Origin of the sequence: Geobacillus sp. CX412 (assembly GCF_027942335.1) — a bacterium.
Taxonomy (GTDB): Bacteria; Bacillota; Bacilli; order Bacillales; family Anoxybacillaceae; genus Parageobacillus_B; species Parageobacillus_B toebii.
In genome coordinates this window covers 2,335,725-2,356,073 of record NZ_CP103461.1, presented here as the reverse complement: position 1 = coordinate 2,356,073, position 20,349 = coordinate 2,335,725, and the positions used below count along the sequence as shown (strand labels likewise).

The window sequence follows — 20,349 nt, the reverse complement described above, 5'->3', positions numbered from 1 at the left end:
GAATACATGAACAAAGTGAAAGTGCTCGTTGTAGATGACTCGGCTTTTATGCGAAAGTTTATTACCGATCTTCTTTCCGAAAACCCGCAAATCGAAGTAGTAGGAGCGGCTAGAAACGGCAAAGAAGCACTAAAAAAGGTTTCTCTGCTAAATCCGGATGTCGTTACATTAGATGTCGAAATGCCGATTATGAATGGGATTGATGCGCTTAAACAAATAATGAAAGAACATCCGCTTCCTGTTGTAATGTTATCCAGCACGACGACAGAAGGTGCAAAAAATACGATTATCGCCATGCAATATGGGGCGATCGACTTTGTTGCAAAACCGTCCGGGGAGATTTCGCTTGATTTATATAAAGTGAAAGAAGAACTAATAAACAAAGTGCTGCTAGCAAGTCGTGCCAATGTACGGGTAATATCCAAAGACAATGCAAGTGAAATAATAATGAATCCGATGTATGACAAGCGGGCACATCAGCGCAAAAAAATCGTTTGTATTGGGACATCAACGGGAGGCCCCCGCGCTTTACAGCAAGTGTTAACGAGATTGCCAGAAAATATTGCTGCACCAATTATGATCGTTCAACATATGCCAAAAGGATTTACAAAATCATTGGCACAAAGGCTTGATTCACTTTCACAAATTACCGTAAAAGAGGCAGAAGATGGGGAAACGTTGCAAAATGGCACTGCTTATATTGCGCCTGGCGGGTTTCATTTATTAGTACGTGAATCAAATGGGTCGCTTACGGCATGCGTGGAACAGTCGCCGCCACGAAATGGCCATCGTCCATCTGTTGATGTGCTGTTTGAATCGATAAGCGCATTAACGGGCTATGAAAAAATTGCAGTCATTATGACAGGAATGGGTTCAGACGGAACAGCAGGATTAAAAAAATTAAAAGAAAATGGAAACACCAAAGTAATCGCTGAAGCACAGGAAACAGCGGTCGTGTTCGGGATGCCGAGAGCAGCGATTCAAGCAAATGTAGTAGATTCGATCGTGCCTTTAGAACAAATTGCAGAAATGATTGTCAAATATGTAGAAGGGCAAGGGGGAAAAGGCGATGGACATGAGCCAATATTTGGAAGTGTTCATTGAAGAAAGTAAAGAGCATTTACAAGCAATCAATGAACAGTTGCTAGAATTGGAAAAAGCACCTGAAGACATGTCGATTGTAAACGAGATTTTCCGTTCAGCACATACGTTGAAAGGAATGTCTGCAACGATGGGGTTTGAAGATTTAGCAAATTTGACCCATCAAATGGAAAATGTGCTTGACGGCATTCGCAACCATAAAATTACCGTTACCCCAGAAATATTAGATGTTGTTTTTCAGGCAGTGGATCATTTAGAAGCGATGATTATGTCCATTGCGGAAGGCGGCGATGGCAAGCGTGATGTAAAAGAAGTAGTCGATCAATTAAAACGTATTGAACAAGGAGAGTCACCGACTAAATTAGGAACGGAACAGACTAGTTCTTCTAATATATCACTTACCCAAACTTACGGAGAATTTGAGTACAATGTGCTGCAACAATCAAAAGAGCAAGGCTTTTTTGCGTATGAAATACGCGTTAAATTACGAGCTGACTGTTTATTAAAATCTGCACGCGTGTTTATGATATTTGAAGCATTAAACGAAGCAGGCGAAGTGATTAAATCGAACCCTCCTGTAGAGATGCTTGAGGAGGAGAAGTTTGATCGGGAATTCATTGTCACCGTTGTAACGAAAAAATCAGCAGAAGAATTATATGAGCGGATAATGAAAGTTTCCGAAGTGGAAGAAGTGGACGTAGCACTATTCGATATAGATGAGCGGAAGAAAACAAACGATGTCGAAGTTGTTCAGGAAGAAACAATGCAACAACAAGCAGCAACCGTCGAGAAAGAACAGCGTCCGAAAAGCGTTGAGGCAAATGCAGCGACAAAACAATCGATATCAGCAAATAAAACGATCCGCGTTAATATCGAACGACTCGATATTTTAATGAATTTATTTGAGGAGCTTGTCATTGACCGCGGGCGTTTGGAGCAAATTTCCCGCGAATTAAATCATCCGGAACTTCATGAAACGGTGGAACGAATGTCGCGCATTTCAAGCGATTTACAAAACATTATTTTAAATATGCGCATGGTGCCGGTAGAAACGGTCTTTAACCGGTTCCCGCGCATGGTTCGTCAGTTGGCGCGCGAATTAGGGAAAAAAGTAAAGCTAGAAATCATCGGGGCGGAAACAGAGCTTGATCGCACGGTTATTGATGAAATCGGTGATCCGCTTGTTCACCTTCTCCGCAATGCAATTGACCATGGCATTGAAACACCAGATGTGCGTCGGGCAAACGGCAAACCGGAAGAAGGAACGGTAAAATTAAAAGCGTATCATAGCGGTAATCATGTGTTTATTGAAATAGAGGACGATGGTGCCGGCATTAATCGTGATAAAGTGTTGCAAAAAGCGATGGATAAGGGAATTATTTCCCAGCAAAACGCCGCTAATTTAACGGATAGGCAAGTGTATGAGCTTATTTTTGCTCCTGGTTTTTCGACGGCAGACAAAATTTCTGATATTTCTGGACGCGGAGTTGGGCTTGATGTTGTCAAAAGCACGATCGAATCGCTTGGCGGTGCGGTGACAGTGGATTCCGAGGAAGGAAAAGGATCCATTTTTTCGATTCAACTGCCGTTAACATTGTCCATTATTTCAGTGCTGCTTGTTGAAATTCAACAAGAAAAATATGCTATTCCATTATCATCCATTATTGAGACAGCGATCATTAAGAAAGAAGATATTTTCCATGCGCATAATCAGCGAGTCATTGATTTCCGTGGAAAAGTTGTCCCGCTTGTATTCTTAAAAGAAATTTTTGAAGTACCAACTATATCGGAAGAGAAAGAATTTGTTTCCGTGGTCATCGTTCGCAAAGGGGAAAAAATGGCGGGCCTTGTTGTTGATTCCTTTATTGGGCAACAGGAAGTCGTTTTAAAATCATTAGGAAACTATTTAACTTCTGTATTTGCTATTTCCGGTGCCACCATATTAGGGGATGGGCAAGTAGCGCTTATTATCGACTGCAATGCGTTAATTAAATAATAGTGGTTTTAATTGGAAGGAGGAATGTAAGATGGTTGACGTTCAAGAGTCGGAATGGAAAGTGATTGTTTTTCAACTAAAAAATGAAGAATATGCACTCCCTGTTCAATACGTTCGTTCCATCAAAAAAATTCAACATATTACTCGAGTTCCGCGTACGGCGCATTATGTGAAAGGAGTTATTAATTTACGTGGTGTAGTAACACCGATTATTGACTTGAGAGAACGATTTGGTTTTCCTTCTTCCCCTTATTCCGAACAAACGCGCATTATTATTGTTGCGCTTCAAGATATAGAAGTTGGGTTGATTGTCGATGCTGCTAACGATGTGCTTGATATACCCGCGTCAAGCATCGAACCGCCTCCAGAAGCGATTGGTGCTGTGGAAGTGGATTATATTCATGGGGTAGCAAAGGTAGGAAAAAGATTGCTTATTTTGCTCAATTTAGAGAAAGCGTTGGAAACATAATGCCATTGTCGGGAAAGCTTTGCTTTTATCGAGAGGAGTTACAAAATGATGTAACATATCAACAAATTAAGTGGCACCCATATTGATATTTTAAAAGAAATCGGCAATATCGGAGCAGGGAATGCAGCAACAGCCTTATCAAAACTATTAAATAAAAAAATTGAAATGGCTGTTCCATATGTTCAAATTGCTACATTTGATGAAGTAATGGAGCTTATTGGCGGTGCGGAACAAGTAGTAGCATGTGTGTATTTGAGGATTGAAGGAGATGCTCCGGGAAATATGTTTTTTGTACTTTCATTGGCACAGGCAGAGCGGTTTATACGTCAAATGACGGGGGATGAGACGTTTACGTTTGATTCACATCCATCAGAACTAGGACAATCAGCGCTGCAAGAGCTAGGAAATATACTTGCCGGTTCCTATCTTTCGGCACTGGCTGACTTTACTAATTTGACATTTTATCCATCTGTTCCGATGCTAACCGTTGATATGATTGGCGCTATTTTGCAATATGGGTTATTGGAATTGTCTCGCGTTGGTGATTATGCGATTCTTATTGATACCGCTTTGTATGATGAACGCCGTCCAGAAGATAGTGTCAATGGGCATTTCTTCTTGCTTCCTGATCCAGATTCGTTCGCTTCCATTTTTCGCGCATTAGGTGTGGATCTTCCGTGAGCGAAACCATTCATGTAGTAAAAGTTGGCATTGCCGATATGAAGGTGGTTCATGCGCCAAATTTAATTCGAACATCTGGATTAGGATCATGTGTCGGCGTCGTCATTTTTGACCAATGGAAGGAAGTGGCGGGACTTGCGCATGTGATGCTTCCTGATTCTTCGCTTTCGAGATCGGAAACAATGAACGTAGCCAAATATGCAGATACAGCGATCGAAGCGTTAATAGAACTCGTTGTTCAGGCGGGAGGAAGAAAAGGGATGCTAAAAGCAAAAATGGCCGGTGGAGCGCAAATGTTTTCTTTTCCTTCCAAAAGTACGGATATGATGCGAATTGGAGCAAGGAATGTCGAAGCAGTTAGGCAGCAGTTGAACCGGTTTCATATTCCGATCGTTGCCGAAGATGTTGGCGGCAACAGCGGACGAACGATCGAATTTAATCCGAAAACGGCCATTTTATCGATTCGTACAGTGAATCAAGGGACGAAAGAAATATGAGAGAAATAACAGCGGCATTTTGAAAAAGATGAGGTGGAATCACATGGCGAACGTTTTAACGAGCGAAGAACGCAAATATTGGGATCGTTGGATATATCACCGTGACCCGCAAGCCGGAGATAAGCTCGTGCAAACATATATGCCGCTTGTTCATTATCATGTTCAACGAATAGCCGCGTCGTTGCCAAAAACTATAAGTAAACAAGAATTAATAAGTCTTGGATTAATGGGGCTTTACGACGCGCTCGAAAAGTTTGATCCCTCCCGTGATTTAAAATTTGATACGTACGCCTCATTTCGGATTCGCGGCGCCATTTTCGATGGGCTGCGCAAAGAAGATTGGCTTCCGCGCAGCGTAAGGGAAAAGGCGAAAAAAATTGAGGAAACGATCGAAAAGCTGGAGCAGCGGTATATGCGGTCTGTTACAGCAAAAGAAGTTGCCGATGAACTAGGGATCACAGAAGAGGAAGTATATATGGCAGTAAATGAGAACTTTTTTGCCAACGTCTTATCTTTTCAACATGTTATTACGGAAAACAAGGAAGAAGAAAACGCGCTTCTAGCCATTCGTGATGAAAAAACACCTTCTCCGGAGGAAGAAGTTTTAAAGCAGGAATTGTATGAGAAATTGGCAGAAGTAATCCAGCAGCTAAGTGAAAAAGAGCAGCTTGTTATTAGTTTGTTTTATAAAGAAGAACTTACTTTTACCGAAATTGGAGAAATTTTAGGACTTTCCACATCAAGAATTTCCCAGCTTCATTCAAAAGCCATTTTTAAGCTGCGCAAAATTCTAGAACAAGCGCTTTAGCTTAAAAGGAAGTGGGGACATATGGATATCAAATTAATCGAATTACAAATAGCGTTCCCAAAAACGTACGATGCTGGAAAAATTCAAAATGCTTTGCATCATCACGCACAGCTTATGCAATCGCAGCTTGCTGAAGCGACAAAAAAACAAGAGGAGCGAGCGCGGAGGCAAGTGACAGAAAAGCGAACAAGCGCCAATATTTGCCGGGAACAAAACAATAAAAATATCCATCCATATAAAGGAAAAATCATTGATATGATAGGATAGAGGGATGCGATGATTGCATTTTTACTTGTTGTCAGTTTTATTCTTCATGCGCTTTCATTGTTCGTTATTATTTTGCTTTATTTACAATTATCGAAAGTGAAAGAAACAGAAAAACGTCAGCAACAAATGGCTGAGGAGATGGAACAAACGTTTTCTGCATATTTATTAGAGTGGAAGGAAGAAAACGAGCGTTTTCTAAAAGAGCTGACCGACATGCTGACCAATCGCACTAAGGCTGATAGAAAGCAATCTTCTTCCAAAGCCGATGCAACATCGACAAAAGAAGAAGCGCTGCCTAACTATTTTCCAAACGTTGACGATGTGAAAGACATCGTTGATATACGTCATCAAGCTATGCCTTCGCTTGTCGAAGAGGCATGGCAGCTTTTCGAACAAGGAAAAACGATTGAAGAAATCGCTAAAATTCTAAAAAAAGGAAAAACGGAAATCGAGTTATTATTAAAATTTCGCCAAAAGTAGGCTAACAATTGCTTGATTGTCACATGCAGTTATGATATATTTTTACATGGTGTGAATACACACGCCCATCGATTTAAGCAACGGTGCTGACGCTGTCAGTCTTGCTTAAAAATGACGTGGGCGGAGGAATAAAAACCAAGCAAATAGGAGGATCTTGCAATGTCAGTTATTTCTATGAAACAATTGCTTGAAGCTGGTGTTCATTTCGGACATCAAACTCGCCGTTGGAATCCAAAAATGAAAAAATATATTTTCACAGAACGCAACGGCATTTATATTATCGACTTACAAAAAACCGTCAAAAAAGTGGAAGAAGCATATAATTTCGTAAAAGAATTAGCAGCAAACGGCGGTAAAATTTTGTTTGTCGGTACGAAAAAACAAGCGCAAGAGTCTGTGAAAGAAGAAGCAGAACGTTGCGGCATGTTCTATGTGAATCAACGTTGGTTAGGTGGTACATTAACAAACTTTGCAACGATTCAAAAACGTATTAAACGTTTAAAAGAAATTGAAAAAATGGCGGAAGACGGCATCTTTGACGTACTTCCGAAAAAAGAAGTCATTCGTTTAAAGAAAGAACAAGAACGTTTAGAGAAATTTTTAGGCGGCATTAAAGAAATGAAAGAATTGCCGGACGCATTGTTTGTAATCGATCCGCGCAAAGAGCGCATTGCTGTTGCAGAAGCGCGCAAATTAAACATTCCGATTATCGGAATTGTAGATACAAACTGCGATCCGGATGAAATTGACTATGTCATTCCAGCAAACGACGATGCAATTCGTGCCGTAAAACTTCTTACTTCCAAAATTGCGGACGCAGTGTTAGAAGCAAAACAAGGCGAAGAAGCAGTCGTTGCTGCTGAGTAATGTGTTTTGGGAAAGGTGATAAGAGGGGAAAAGCCTTTTATCACCTTTTTTTGAGACAGAAAATGGCCGTAGTTGGCTATACTAATTACGGGAGAGAGCAAAATTAGCTTCCGCCGATTTTGCTTGAACGATACATATATGCGAGTTTAAAGGAGGATTTTTATTTATGGCGATTACAGCACAAATGGTAAAAGAATTGCGTGAAAAAACGGGCGCGGGGATGATGGATTGCAAAAAAGCGCTCACAGAAACAAACGGTGATATGGAAAAAGCGATCGATTGGCTTCGCGAGAAAGGGATCGCCAAAGCGGCGAAAAAAGCGGATCGTATTGCTGCGGAAGGAATGACGCTGGTCGAAGTCGACGGCAACACGGCTGTTATTTTAGAAGTGAACTCTGAAACGGACTTTGTTGCGAAAAACGAAGCGTTCCAAACGTTAGTAAAAGAACTTGCTGCACACTTGTTAAAACATAAACCAGCTACGCTTGAAGAAGCGCTTGGACAAACAATGGATAACGGGGCAACAGTTCAAGAACATATTAATGCTGCAATTGCAAAAATTGGTGAAAAAATCACGTTGCGTCGTTTTGAAATTGTGGAAAAAGGAGAAAATGATGTTTTCGGTGCGTATTTGCACATGGGAGGCCGCATCGGCGTATTAACATTATTAGCAGGTTCGGCAAACCAAGAAGTAGCGAAAGATGTGGCAATGCATATCGCTGCATTGCATCCGAAATACGTTTCTCGCGACCAAGTGCCGCAAGAAGAAATTAATCGCGAACGCGAAGTATTGAAACAGCAAGCATTAAATGAAGGAAAACCGGAACATATCGTTGAAAAAATGGTAGAAGGCCGTTTAAACAAATTTTATGAAGATATTTGCTTGCTAGAACAAGCATTTGTGAAAAACCCAGATGTAAAAGTCCGTCAATATGTTGAATCTAACGGCGCGACAGTGAAAACATTTATCCGTTATGAAGTTGGCGAAGGTATGGAAAAACGCCAAGATAACTTTGCTGAAGAAGTAATGAATCAAATGAGAAAGCAATGAATGAAGTCCATAGGGAACACACGCCGTGTTCCCTATTTTTAAAAATAGAACGTTACAACGCTTAGCTTGACAGGAAGCAATGTGGCATTTTCTTTGCGATGTTTCCTTGGAAATAAACGTTTTTTCGCTTTTAATTAGCTGCATGGAGGTTTGACATGGAAAAGCCAAAGTATAAGCGAGTTGTATTAAAATTAAGCGGTGAAGCGTTAGCTGGTGAACAAGGATTTGGTATTAATCCTTCGATCATTCAATCCATTGCAAAACAAGTAAAAGAAGTCGCCGAACTCGGTGTTGAGATTGCGATCGTCGTTGGCGGCGGCAATATATGGCGCGGAAAAACGGGAAGCGAGATGGGAATGGATCGCGCCACAGCGGACTATATGGGAATGCTTGCAACAGTGATGAATTCGCTTGCTCTCCAAGATAGCCTTGAAAATCTCGGTGTTGAAACGAGAGTGCAAACATCGATTGAGATGCGGCAAGTGGCTGAACCTTACATACGAAGAAGAGCGATCCGTCATTTGGAGAAAAAACGTGTCGTTATTTTTGCGGCAGGAACAGGAAATCCATATTTTTCAACCGATACGACTGCCGCATTACGTGCTGCTGAAATTGAAGCAGACGTTATTTTAATGGCAAAAAATAACGTTGACGGTGTATATAGCGCTGATCCGAAAGTCGATGAAAACGCGGTAAAATATGATGAAGTATCCTATTTAGAGGTTATTAAACAAGGATTAGGCGTGATGGACTCCACTGCTTCATCGTTATGTATGGATAACGATATTCCGTTGATTGTTTTCTCCATTATGGAAGAAGGCAATATAAAACGTGCCGTTCTTGGTGAAAATATAGGAACAATCGTAAGGGGGAAATAAATATGGTACAACAAATTATCAATACTGCAAAGGAAAAAATGGACAAAGCTGTTCAAGCGTTCACTCGTGAGCTTGCGACCATTCGCGCAGGAAGAGCAAATCCGAGTTTATTAGAAAAAGTAACAGTTGATTATTACGGCATGCCTACACCAATTATCCAGCTGGCAAGCATCAGTGTTCCGGAAGCGCGGCTGCTTGTCATTCAGCCGTATGATAAATCGGTGATCAAAGATATCGAAAAAGCCATTTTATCTTCTGATTTAGGATTAACGCCATCCAACGATGGGTCAGTCATTCGCATCACCATTCCGCCATTAACAGAAGAACGTCGCCGCGAGCTAGTGAAGCTTGTCAAAAAATATTCGGAAGATGCGAAAGTTGCTGTTCGTAACATCCGCCGTGATGCAAATGATGAGTTGAAAAAGCTTGAGAAAAACGGGGAAATTACTGAAGACGAATTGCGCGGTTATACGGACGATGTTCAAAAGCTTACCGATGACCATATCGCAAAAATTGATACGATTACGAAAGAGAAAGAAAAAGAAGTTATGGAAGTGTAATGAAATAGGAAAGACCCTCTATTTTCATGGAGGGTTTTTTTGTTATAATGAAAAAGCAAATGAGACAGAGAGTTAAAATAGCTGTTTCGAAACTCACTAGTCACATGGTACATTAATAATAAAATATCTTCATATGGAGGACTAGTATGTTTAATAAAATTTGGAAAAATAAGGAGGATGTGTCGTCCTCTTCTCTTGTTTACACAAAAGAAGAAATAATGCAAAATCCGATCCCGAAACATGTCGCCATCATTATGGATGGAAACGGGCGATGGGCGAAAAAACGCTCATTGCCGCGGGCGGCAGGCCATTATGAAGGCATGCAAGTCGTTCGCAAAATTACTCGTTTTGCCAACGAACTTGGCATTAAAATATTATCATTATATGCATTTTCAACAGAAAATTGGAAGCGTCCGAAAAGCGAAGTAGATTATTTAATGAAGCTTCCAGAGCAATTTTTAACGACATTTCTTCCTGAATTGGCAGAGGAGAATGTCAATGTTCGCGTGATTGGCCATATCGAACGGCTTCCAGAGCATACACGGCGGGCGGTAGAAAGAGCCATTGACGAAACAAAGGAAAATACAGGGTTAATTCTTAATTTTGCTTTAAACTACGGAAGCCGTGCGGAAATTACATATGCGATGCAACAAATTGCCAAAGAAGTGCAAAAAGGCTGGTTATCTCCAGAGGAAATTACGGAAGAATTAGTGTCTTCATATTTAATGACAAAGGATTTAACAGATCCGGATTTACTCATCCGTACAAGCGGAGAAATACGTTTAAGCAATTTTATGTTATGGCAGCTCGCTTACACTGAATTTTGGTTTACCGATGTGTTATGGCCAGATTTTACAGAGCAACATTTATTAGAAGCGATTGCTGCTTTTCAAAAGCGTAATCGCCGGTTTGGAGGAGTTTAAACAAGATGAAGCAACGGATCATTACTGGAGTCATTGCCGCCGCACTGTTTTTACCGATTGTTATTTTTGGCGGATTTCCGTTTATAATAGTAACATATATATTGGCAACGATTGGGCTGTTTGAATTATTGCGCATGAAACGTCTTCGCGTGTTTTCTAAAGAAGGAATCATTGGTTTCCTGCTTTTATGGGGGCTTCTTATTCCAAAAGCCTACACCAATTGGCTCGAGTCCTTCAATATAACGAAAATCGAATTATTAGTAGTTGCCGTATTATTGTTGCTTATATATACGGTGGTGACAAAAAACGCATTTACATTTGAAGAAGCAGGATTTATATGTTTATCCATTCTTTATGTTGGCTTCGGGTTTTATTATTTCATGGAAACCCGCTTTATTGGTTTAGCGTATATGGTTTATGCTTTATTTACCATATGGGCGACAGATACGGGAGCGTATTTTATCGGTCGAGCATGGGGAAAACGCAAGCTTTGGCCGGAAATTAGCCCGAATAAAACCGTAGAAGGCTCGATTGGCGGAATTGTTTGTGCGGTTGTTGTTGCCATTATATATCAACTATGTACAAACCTTTTTGACAGTTTTGCCCTTTTAATTGTGATGACGATTGTTCTTTCCATATTTGGTCAATTAGGGGATTTAGTCGAATCCGCATTTAAACGGTATTATGGCGTGAAAGATTCAGGAAATATTTTGCCGGGTCATGGCGGTATTTTGGACCGCTTTGATAGTTTATTATTCATTTTGCCGATTTTACACTTTTTCATCAATGCAGCGTTATAAGGGAGTTAGGAGTGAAGGAATTGAAATATATTAGTATATTAGGGGCGAGTGGTTCCATCGGCACCCAGACGTTGGATATTATTCGTTCCCATCCAGATGAGTTTCAATTGACAGCAATATCGATTGGAAAAAATGTGGACATGGCGCGAGCGATTATTGAAGAGTTTGCTCCTCGGCTTGTCGCTGTTGCTGAGGCGGACGCTTATGAGAAGCTTCGCAGCGAATACGCAGGAAAAGTGAAAATCGTGTTTGGCGAGGAGGGATTAATTGAAGCAGCGGCTTTCCCAGAGACGGATATCGTTGTGACAGCCGTTGTTGGAAGCGTAGGTCTTGTTCCGACACTAAGAGCTATTGAAGCAGGCAAAACGATTGCATTAGCGAACAAAGAAACACTTGTAACAGCAGGGCATATTGTAACAGCAGCCGCTAAAAAACAAGGCGTTTCTTTATTGCCAGTTGACAGCGAACACTCGGCAATTTTTCAATGTTTACAAGGAGAAAAACGAAACCGTGTGGAAAAAATTATTTTAACAGCCTCCGGCGGCAGCTTTCGTGATAAAACAAGGGAAGAATTAAAAAACGTAACAGTGAAAGAAGCGTTGCGCCATCCGAACTGGTCGATGGGAGCAAAAATTACGATTGACTCGGCGACAATGATGAACAAAGGGTTAGAAGTTATTGAGGCGCATTGGCTTTTCGAGTTGCCATATGAGCAAATTGATGTGTTATTACATCGTGAAAGCATCATTCATTCGCTCGTTCAATTCCGTGATACAAGCGTGATCGCCCAGCTCGGAATGCCAGATATGCACGTACCGATTCAATATGCTTTAACATACCCTGAACGCTTGCCGCTAGCCAATGCGAAACCGCTTGACTTAGCAGAAATTAGCACATTACACTTTGAGCGGGTAGACTTTGAGCGTTTTCGTTGTTTACAATTAGCATATGAAGCAGGAAAAGCGGGCGGGTCGTTGCCAACGGTGTTGAACGCAGCGAATGAAGAGGCAGTTTCCGCCTTTTTGCAAGGCCGTATCGCATTTTTAACTATTGAGGAATATATTGAACGTGCACTAGAGCGGCATGAATTCGTAAAAGAACCATCGCTGGAGGAGATTCGTGAAATTGATGCGGAAACCCGCCGGTACGTTCGGTCACTACTATAAAAAAAGGTGGTTGAAACATTGGAAACGATCATTGCGTTTATTGTGATTTTCGGTGCGCTTGTGTTTTTCCACGAACTTGGCCATTTGATTTTCGCTAAGCGCGCGGGAATTTTATGCCGTGAATTTGCCATCGGCTTCGGTCCAAAAGTATTTTCATTTAAGAAAAACGAAACCGTATATACGATTCGTTTGCTCCCATTAGGCGGTTTTGTCCGCATGGCCGGTGAAGACCCGGAAATGATCGAAATTAAACCTGGGCAAGTCGTCGGATTAGAACTAGATCGCGATGGCAACGTCGACAAAATTATTGTCAACCATAAAGACGACTATCCAAATGCGAAAATAATTGAAGTAGAACAAGCAGATTTAGAACATCAGATGTACATTACCGGCTATGTGGATCAAAATGAAGATCGCCTCGAACGATTTTCCGTGAACGAGCCAGCCTTTTTCGTCGTCGACCATCAAGAAATTCAAATTGCTCCGTATCATCGTCAATTTGCCGCGAAAACGTTAGGGCAACGGACGATGGCGATTTTAGCAGGACCGCTTATGAATTTTGTGTTGGCATTTGTTGTATTTTTGTTAATCGGATTGCTTCAAGGATATCCGGTTGACAAACCGATAATCGGCGAACTGACAAAAGACGGCGCGGCAAAAGAAGCGGGCCTCAGGCAAGGTGACATCGTTCTTTCGATCGATGACGAACCGGTCAAGACGTGGACGCAAGTCGTTGATATTATTCGTGCCCATCCAGAAGAGGAATTGCTTTTTAAAATACAACGGAATGGAAAAATTATGGATATTACGGTAACGCCTGACGCGAAAACAGTACAAGGAGAAACGATTGGTCTTATTGGTGTGTACGGGCCTATGGAAAAATCGGTTTTCGGCTCATTAAAACAAGGAGTCATTGAAACGTATTATTGGACGAAAGAAATTCTTGTTGGTCTCGGACAGTTAGTCACTGGTCAATTTAAGCTCGATATGCTATCGGGACCGGTTGGCATTGCCGTTTCAACTGGAAAAGTGGCAGAATCGGGAATTTACTATTTAATGAAATGGGGAGCGATTTTAAGCATTAACCTTGGTATTGTCAACTTATTGCCGCTTCCTGCGCTTGATGGTGGGCGATTGCTCTTTTTCGCCGTCGAAGCGCTGCGCGGCAAACCGATTGACCGCCAAAAAGAAGGAATGGTTCATTTTATCGGTTTTGCCCTTTTAATGCTATTAATGCTTGTTGTTACATGGAATGACATTCAAAAGTTTTTCCTATGAAAAGTGAAGGAAAGATGGGAAGTCTTCTTCCTTCTTTCCTTGAACAAAAGAGATAGAGAAAAAGAGGTGCGAGAAGATGAGACAAAGTCAGTCATTTATCCCAACATTGCGTGAAGTGCCTGCAGACGCAGAAGTGAAAAGCCATCAGCTGTTGTTGCGCGCTGGATTTATTCGACAAAGCGCAAGCGGTGTATATACGTTTTTACCGCTTGGCCAGCGCGTATTGCAAAAAGTAGAGGCGATCATTCGTGAGGAAATGAATCGTGCCGGAGCGATCGAATTGCTCATGCCGGCGCTGCAGCCAGCGGAATTATGGCAGCAATCCGGCCGCTGGTATTCGTACGGTCCGGAGCTTATGCGCCTGAAAGACCGTCATGAACGCGATTTTGCGCTTGGACCGACGCATGAGGAAATAATTACGGCGCTTGTGCGTGACGAAGTGAAAACATATAAGCGCCTGCCGCTTACGCTTTATCAAATTCAAGTAAAATTCCGTGATGAAAAACGCCCGCGCTTCGGTTTATTACGCGGCCGTGAATTTATTATGAAAGACGCCTATTCGTTCCATACGTCACAAGAAAGTTTGGATGAAACATACAATAAAATGTATGAAGCGTATTCGAACATCTTCCGCCGCTGTGGTTTAAATTTCCGCGCCGTCATTGCTGATTCCGGAGCGATTGGCGGAAAAGATACGCATGAATTTATGGTATTATCGGAAATCGGTGAAGATACGATCGCCTATTCCGATGCTTCTGATTACGCGGCAAATATCGAAATGGCCCCTGTTATTACTACATATGAAAAAAGCGATGAGCCGCTTCGCAAATTGGAAAAAGTGCATACACCGGGGCAAAAAACAATAGAAGAAGTAGCTTCCTATTTACAGGTGACGCCAGAAAAATGCATCAAGTCATTGCTCTTTAAAGTGGATGACCGTTACGTACTTGTACTTGTCCGCGGCGACCATGAAGCAAACGATGTAAAAGTGAAAAACTTATTTGACGCATCGGTCGTAGAGCTGGCAACACCGGAAGAAACGAAGCAAGCAATGAACTGTGAGGTCGGTTCGCTCGGTCCAATCGGTGTTAGCGAATCTGTTACCGTCGTTGCCGATCACGCGGTAAAAGCAATTGTCAATGGTGTATGTGGGGCGAATGAGGAAGGATATCATTATATTGGCGTCAATCCAGAGCGTGATTTTACTGTTTCTGAATATGCAGATTTACGTTTTATTCAAGAAGGAGATCCGTCTCCAGATGGAAAAGGCACGATTCGCTTTGCCCGCGGCATTGAAGTTGGCCACGTGTTTAAATTGGGCACGCGTTACAGCAAAGCGATGAACGCGACTTATTTAGATGAAAATGGACGTTCGCAAACGATGATTATGGGTTGCTACGGCATCGGCGTTTCCCGGTTAGTGGCTGCGATTGCCGAGCAATTTGCCGACGAAAACGGTCTTGTGTGGCCGGCATCAGTTGCTCCTTTCCACGTCCATCTTATTTCGGTGAATGCAAAAAATGAGGAGCAGCGTCAGCTTGCTGACGAATGGTATGAAAAGCTTGGACAAGCCGGCTTTGAAGTATTATATGATGACCGTCCGGAGCGCGCTGGCGTCAAATTTGCCGACAGCGATTTAATCGGAATTCCAATTCGGGTGACAGTTGGAAAGCGCGCTAATGAAGGAATTGTAGAAGTAAAAGTGCGCCAAACAGGCGAGTCAATGGAAGTGTCTGTAGACGAACTGATCGACACGATTCGACGTCTTTTACAACAATAAATATAGATTTTGAAGGGCTGTGCTGGTGAAAAGTAGAAATGTTACTTTTCAGACAGCCCTTCTGTTATTATATTAGGAGAGATGTGTAATCATTTTGAGAGGGGAAAGGATCGACGTCATGTTAACGAACGAGCAAAAAGAGCGATTTCAAGTGTTGTTGCAGCAGCTTGAATTGACGTCTGACGAATTTGTTCCGTATTTCTCTGAGGCAGGCATTCAAAAGCTTGTCATTGAAAAGGAGAAAAAATGTTGGCATTTCTATTTTTTGCTGCCGAAAATTTTGCCTTATCAGGTTTATCAACTGTTTACACAAAAGCTTGTTCATGCGTTCCATCATATCGCAAATGTGAAATATACAATACAAACGATCGATTCCCATTTTACGGAATCGGATGTGCGTGACTATTGGACGCTCTGTTTGCAAGAGTTGCAAGAAGGGGTCTCGCCGCTTTTATCGTTGCTTCATGAGCAAGTTCCGACTGTAAAAGGAAATAAACTATATGTTACTGCTCGCAATGATGCAGAAGCAATGGCGGTGAAGCGCCGCTTCGCCAAAAAAATAGCTGAAGTATATCAATCGTTTGGTTTTCCGCTTTTGCAGCTGGAAATAGAAGTCAAACAGTCAGAAAAAGATTTTGAGCAATTTATAGCGCAAAAACAGCAAGAAGATGCGGAACGTGCCTTAGCGGCATTAACGGAGATGACGAAAGAAACGAAATCGGAAACAGCGGGCAATGCGCCGGCAGGGCCGCTTATTATCGGTTATCCAATTAGAGAAGAAGAGGAAATTCGCACGCTAGACAGCATCGTCGAAGAAGAACGCCGCGTCGTTGTACAAGGATATGTGTTTGACGCGGAGATCAATGAGTTAAAAAGCGGACGGACGTTATTAACACTAAAAATCACCGATTATACAAACTCGATTTTAGTAAAAATGTTTTCACGCGATAAAGAAGATGCCGCACTGATGGCGGATGTAAAAAAAGGAATGTGGGTAAAAGTAAGAGGGAGTGTGCAAAATGATACGTTCGTCCGTGACCTTGTCTTAATCGCCAACGATATAAACGAAATAAAGGCGAAAGAACGCCAAGATACCGCTCCGGAAGGAGAAAAACGGGTGGAACTTCATTTGCACACGCCGATGAGCCAAATGGATGCGGTCACTTCCGTTACGAAGCTCATTGAACAAGCAAAAAAATGGGGCCACCCAGCGGTCGCTGTTACGGACCATGCTGTTGTGCAGTCATTTCCAGAAGCGTACAGTGCCGCAAAAAAATACGATATGAAAGTATTGTACGGCGTCGAAGCAAACATTGTCGATGACGGCGTGCCGATCGCCTATAACGAAGCGCACCGCTTGCTTTCCGAGGACACGTACGTCGTCTTTGACGTGGAAACGACCGGTCTATCGGCGGTGTATAATACGATTATTGAACTTGCCGCTGTGAAAGTGAAGGACGGAGAAATTATCGACCGCTTTACTTCATTTGCCAACCCGCATCATCCGTTATCGATTACAACGATCGAGCTGACAGGCATTACCGATGACATGTTGAAAGATGCCCCAGATGTCGAAGAAGTGCTGCGCCAGTTTTACGACTGGATGGGCGATAGCATCCTTGTCGCACATAATGCTAGCTTTGACATTGGATTTTTAAATGTCGGCTTTACGAAACTCGGTCTTGGTAAAGTGACGAATCCGGTTATTGATACACTTGAATTAGCGCGGTTTTTATATCCAGAATTGAAAAATCACCGTTTAAACACGCTATGTAAAAAATTTGATATCGAGCTAACCCAGCATCACCGAGCGATTTACGATGCAGAAGCGACTGGGTATTTGCTTATGCGCCTATTAAAAGACGCGCAAGAACGAGGAATTTTATATCATGACGAATTAAATGAACGTTCGAAGGAAGAAGTGTCGTATCAACGATCCCGTCCGTTCCATGTGACATTGCTTGCGCAAAATGACATTGGATTAAAAAATTTATTCAAACTCGTTTCTTTATCACATGTGAAATATTTTTACCGGGTCCCGCGCATTCCTCGCTCAGTGCTTCAGCAGCATCGTGAAGGAATTTTAGTCGGTTCCGGCTGTGATAAAGGGGAAGTATTTGACAATATGATTCAAAAAGCGCCGGAAGAAGTCGAAGAAATCGCGAAATTTTACGATTTTCTCGAGGTGCATCCGCCGGAAGTGTACAAACCGCTGATTGAAATGGATTACGTAAAAGATGAAAATATGATCAAGGAAATTATCCGCAAGATCGTGATGCTCGGGGAAAAATTAAACATTCCTGTCGTTGCAACTGGAAACGTTCATTATTTAAATCCAGAAGATAAAATTTACCGAAAAATTTTGATTCACTCCCAAGGCGGAGCAAATCCTCTCAACCGTTATGAGCTGCCGGATGTATATTTTCGGACGACGGACGAAATGCTCAAGTGCTTCTCCTTTTTAGGAGAAGAAAAAGCAAAAGAAATCGTCGTTATGAATACGCAAAAAATCGCTGATCTTATTGGCGAGGTAAAGCCGATTAAAGATAAGCTGTATACGCCGCGCATTGAAGGGGCGGAAGAGGAAATTCGCGAAATGAGTTATCGGCGCGCCAAAGAAATTTACGGTGATCCGCTGCCGGAAATTGTTGAGCAGCGCTTGGAGAAAGAGTTAAAAAGCATTATCGGACACGGCTTTGCCGTCATTTATTTAATTTCCCATAAACTCGTAAAAAAATCGCTTGATGACGGCTACCTTGTCGGTTCGCGCGGATCTGTCGGCTCCTCTTTTGTCGCGACGATGACAGAAATTACGGAAGTAAATCCGCTGCCGCCGCACTATGTTTGTCCGAATTGCAAGCACTCGGAATTTTTCAATGAGGGTTCGGTCGGTTCAGGATTTGACTTGCCGGATAAAAATTGTCCAAAATGCGGCACAAAATATAAAAAAGATGGGCATGATATTCCGTTTGAAACGTTCCTTGGCTTTAAAGGGGATAAAGTTCCGGATATCGACTTGAACTTCTCCGGGGAATATCAGCCGCGCGCCCATAACTATACGAAAGTATTGTTCGGAGAAGATAACGTATATCGCGCAGGAACGATCGGTACGGTGGCCGATAAAACGGCTTACGGTTTTGTCAAAGGGTATGCGAGCGATTTGAATTTGCAGCTGCGCAGTGCGGAAATCGACCGTCTTGCCGCGGGATGTACCGGGGTAAAACGGACAACCGGGCAGCATCCAGGAGGCATTATCGTCGTTCCGGATTATATGGACATTTACGATTTTACGCCAATTCAATATCCAGCTGACGATACGAGTTCCGAATGGCGCACGACGCATTTTGATTTCCATTCGATTCATGACAATCTTCTGAAGCTAGATATTCTTGGGCACGACGATCCGACGGTAATTCGTATGCTCCAAGATTTAAGCGGCATTGATCCAAAAACGATTCCGACGGACGATCCAGAAGTGATGAAAATTTTCAGCAGTACTGAATCACTTGGCGTCACGCCGGAACAAATTATGTGCAATGTCGGCACGCTCGGTATTCCAGAATTCGGAACGCGCTTTGTCCGGCAGATGCTTGAAGAAACGAAGCCAAAGACATTTTCCGAGCTGGTGCAAATTTCCGGCCTTTCCCATGGAACGGACGTCTGGCTTGGAAACGCTCAAGAGTTAATTCAAAACGGCACTTGCACCCTTTCTGAAGTAATTGGCTGCCGCGACGACATTATGGTTTATTTAATTTATCGCGGGCTTGAGCCGTCGCTTGCCTTTAAAATTATGGAATCGGTGCGGAAAGGAAAAGGGCTAACGCCGGAATTCGAAGAAGAAATGCGCAAACATGATGTGCCGGAATGGTATATTGAATCATGTAAAAAGATTAAATATATGTTCCCGAAAGCGCACGCTGCCGCGTACGTATTAATGGCGGTTCGCATTGCTTACTTTAAAGTGCATCATCCGCTTTTGTACTATGCTTCTTATTTTACAGTGCGTGCGGAAGACTTTGATTTGGACGCGATGATTAAAGGTTCTGCGGCGATTCGCAAACGCATCGAAGAAATTAATGCGAAAGGATTGAACGCGACGGCAAAAGAAAAAAGCTTGTTGACGGTATTAGAGGTCGCTTTAGAAATGTGTGAACGCGGATTCTCGTTTAAAAACATCGACCTTTACCGTTCACAGGCGACCGAATTCGTCATTGACGGCAATTCGCTTATTCCGCCATTTAACGCCATTCCGGGTCTTGGGACAAACGTGGCGCTCAACATCGTCCGTGCTCGCGAAGAAGGAGAATTTTTATCAAAAGAAGATTTACAGCAGCGCGGAAAACTTTCAAAGACGCTCATCGAATATTTAGAGAGCCGCGGTTGTCTTGATTCGTTGCCAGACCATAACCAGCTTTCCTTATTTTAAAGTCATCTTATCGCGTTGTCAGCGCTAAACAGATTAGCAAATAGGCTTTTCGTTTGTAACGGCATATAGCGCAAAACCGATGTCCCATTTTCAGCCGGACCTTAAAAAATCCATGACAAATAGGATCTCGTTTCGTTTTCCCATTGCAATATATTTTCCAATATGTTATAGTTTTAGTGGAAATGGTAAAGATAATGGGTAAGGAAAGAGTGGGGAAACCCACTCTTTCGTCTTGAATGGATGCCAATTGCTTTTCATTCCCCGCAGATTTGCAGGGGATTTTCTCGTTATAACGAACGGATGCAGTTTCTCTATGTTAGG

Annotated in this window: 18 protein-coding genes; all 18 read left to right on the top strand. The window is 42.3% G+C overall.

The genetic code is table 11. The annotated features are described in order from the left end of the window. The first annotated feature begins 6 nt into the window (after positions 1-6). The 18 genes from NXM86_RS12230 to NXM86_RS12145 all read left to right on the top strand — a co-directional run bounded on the left by NXM86_RS12230 (position 7) and on the right by NXM86_RS12145 (position 20,028). A complete protein-coding gene (locus NXM86_RS12230) occupies positions 7-1,104 on the top strand; it encodes a protein-glutamate methylesterase/protein-glutamine glutaminase (RefSeq protein ID WP_015863465.1) in 1,098 nt (365 codons plus the stop codon). Next, positions 1,070-3,097: a chemotaxis protein CheA gene (locus tag NXM86_RS12225; protein WP_062753370.1), complete on the top strand. Its 2,028-nt coding sequence runs from the start codon at positions 1,070-1,072 to the stop codon at positions 3,095-3,097. Before NXM86_RS12230 ends, NXM86_RS12225 begins: the two co-directional genes overlap by 35 nt. Before the next feature lie 31 nt (positions 3,098-3,128). Beyond that, complete coding sequence (locus tag NXM86_RS12220) at positions 3,129-3,566, top strand: chemotaxis protein CheW (RefSeq protein ID WP_498958098.1); 438 nt, start codon at positions 3,129-3,131, stop codon at positions 3,564-3,566. Between the two features lie 57 nt (positions 3,567-3,623). Then, positions 3,624-4,247: a chemotaxis protein CheC gene (locus tag NXM86_RS12215; protein WP_498959038.1), complete on the top strand. Its 624-nt coding sequence runs from the start codon at positions 3,624-3,626 to the stop codon at positions 4,245-4,247. 38 nt (positions 4,248-4,285) lie between these two features. Further along, positions 4,286-4,744, top strand: coding sequence for a chemotaxis protein CheD (locus tag NXM86_RS12210; protein ID WP_171698686.1), 459 nt, complete (start codon positions 4,286-4,288; stop codon positions 4,742-4,744). A 43-nt stretch (positions 4,745-4,787) separates the two neighbouring features. Beyond that, the gene (locus NXM86_RS12205) at positions 4,788-5,552 is read left to right on the top strand and encodes a FliA/WhiG family RNA polymerase sigma factor (RefSeq protein ID WP_015863470.1); all 765 of its coding nucleotides are present in this window, start codon (positions 4,788-4,790) and stop codon (positions 5,550-5,552) included. Between the two features lie 21 nt (positions 5,553-5,573). After that, complete coding sequence (locus NXM86_RS12200; RefSeq protein WP_062753366.1) at positions 5,574-5,819, top strand: hypothetical protein; 246 nt, start codon at positions 5,574-5,576, stop codon at positions 5,817-5,819. 9 nt (positions 5,820-5,828) lie between these two features. Continuing rightward, complete coding sequence (locus tag NXM86_RS12195) at positions 5,829-6,299, top strand: hypothetical protein (RefSeq protein WP_015863472.1); 471 nt, start codon at positions 5,829-5,831, stop codon at positions 6,297-6,299. Positions 6,300-6,458: 159 nt separating this feature from the next. Next, on the top strand, positions 6,459-7,166 hold the full coding sequence (gene rpsB / locus NXM86_RS12190) for a 30S ribosomal protein S2 (RefSeq protein ID WP_062753365.1): 708 nt from the start codon (positions 6,459-6,461) through the stop codon (positions 7,164-7,166). Between the two features lie 166 nt (positions 7,167-7,332). Further along, positions 7,333-8,217 carry a translation elongation factor Ts gene (gene tsf / locus NXM86_RS12185; RefSeq protein WP_015863474.1) on the top strand — a complete coding sequence of 295 codons (885 nt, stop codon included), beginning with the start codon at positions 7,333-7,335 and terminating at the stop codon, positions 8,215-8,217. Positions 8,218-8,372: 155 nt separating this feature from the next. Then, positions 8,373-9,095: a UMP kinase gene (pyrH, locus tag NXM86_RS12180; RefSeq protein ID WP_062753361.1), complete on the top strand. Its 723-nt coding sequence runs from the start codon at positions 8,373-8,375 to the stop codon at positions 9,093-9,095. 2 nt (positions 9,096-9,097) lie between these two features. Next, positions 9,098-9,655, top strand: a complete 558-nt coding sequence (frr, locus tag NXM86_RS12175) for a ribosome recycling factor (RefSeq protein WP_062753359.1) — start codon at positions 9,098-9,100, stop codon at positions 9,653-9,655. 146 nt (positions 9,656-9,801) lie between these two features. Further along, on the top strand, positions 9,802-10,578 hold the full coding sequence (gene uppS, locus NXM86_RS12170) for an undecaprenyl pyrophosphate synthase (RefSeq protein WP_115657215.1): 777 nt from the start codon (positions 9,802-9,804) through the stop codon (positions 10,576-10,578). A 5-nt stretch (positions 10,579-10,583) separates the two neighbouring features. Next, on the top strand, positions 10,584-11,378 hold the full coding sequence (locus NXM86_RS12165; protein WP_015863478.1) for a phosphatidate cytidylyltransferase: 795 nt from the start codon (positions 10,584-10,586) through the stop codon (positions 11,376-11,378). 20 nt (positions 11,379-11,398) lie between these two features. Beyond that, positions 11,399-12,544 carry a 1-deoxy-D-xylulose-5-phosphate reductoisomerase gene (dxr, locus tag NXM86_RS12160; protein WP_089097482.1) on the top strand — a complete coding sequence of 382 codons (1,146 nt, stop codon included), beginning with the start codon at positions 11,399-11,401 and terminating at the stop codon, positions 12,542-12,544. An 18-nt stretch (positions 12,545-12,562) separates the two neighbouring features. Continuing rightward, positions 12,563-13,822 (top strand): RIP metalloprotease RseP, encoded by a 1,260-nt coding sequence (rseP, locus tag NXM86_RS12155; protein WP_062753357.1) that lies wholly within the window; start codon positions 12,563-12,565, stop codon positions 13,820-13,822. Positions 13,823-13,898: 76 nt separating this feature from the next. Then, positions 13,899-15,602, top strand: coding sequence for a proline--tRNA ligase (locus NXM86_RS12150; protein WP_062753355.1), 1,704 nt, complete (start codon positions 13,899-13,901; stop codon positions 15,600-15,602). Between the two features lie 118 nt (positions 15,603-15,720). Then, entirely contained in the window at positions 15,721-20,028 is a 4,308-nt protein-coding gene (locus NXM86_RS12145; protein WP_498958095.1) for a PolC-type DNA polymerase III, read from the top strand. Positions 20,029-20,349: the final 321 nt, after the last annotated feature.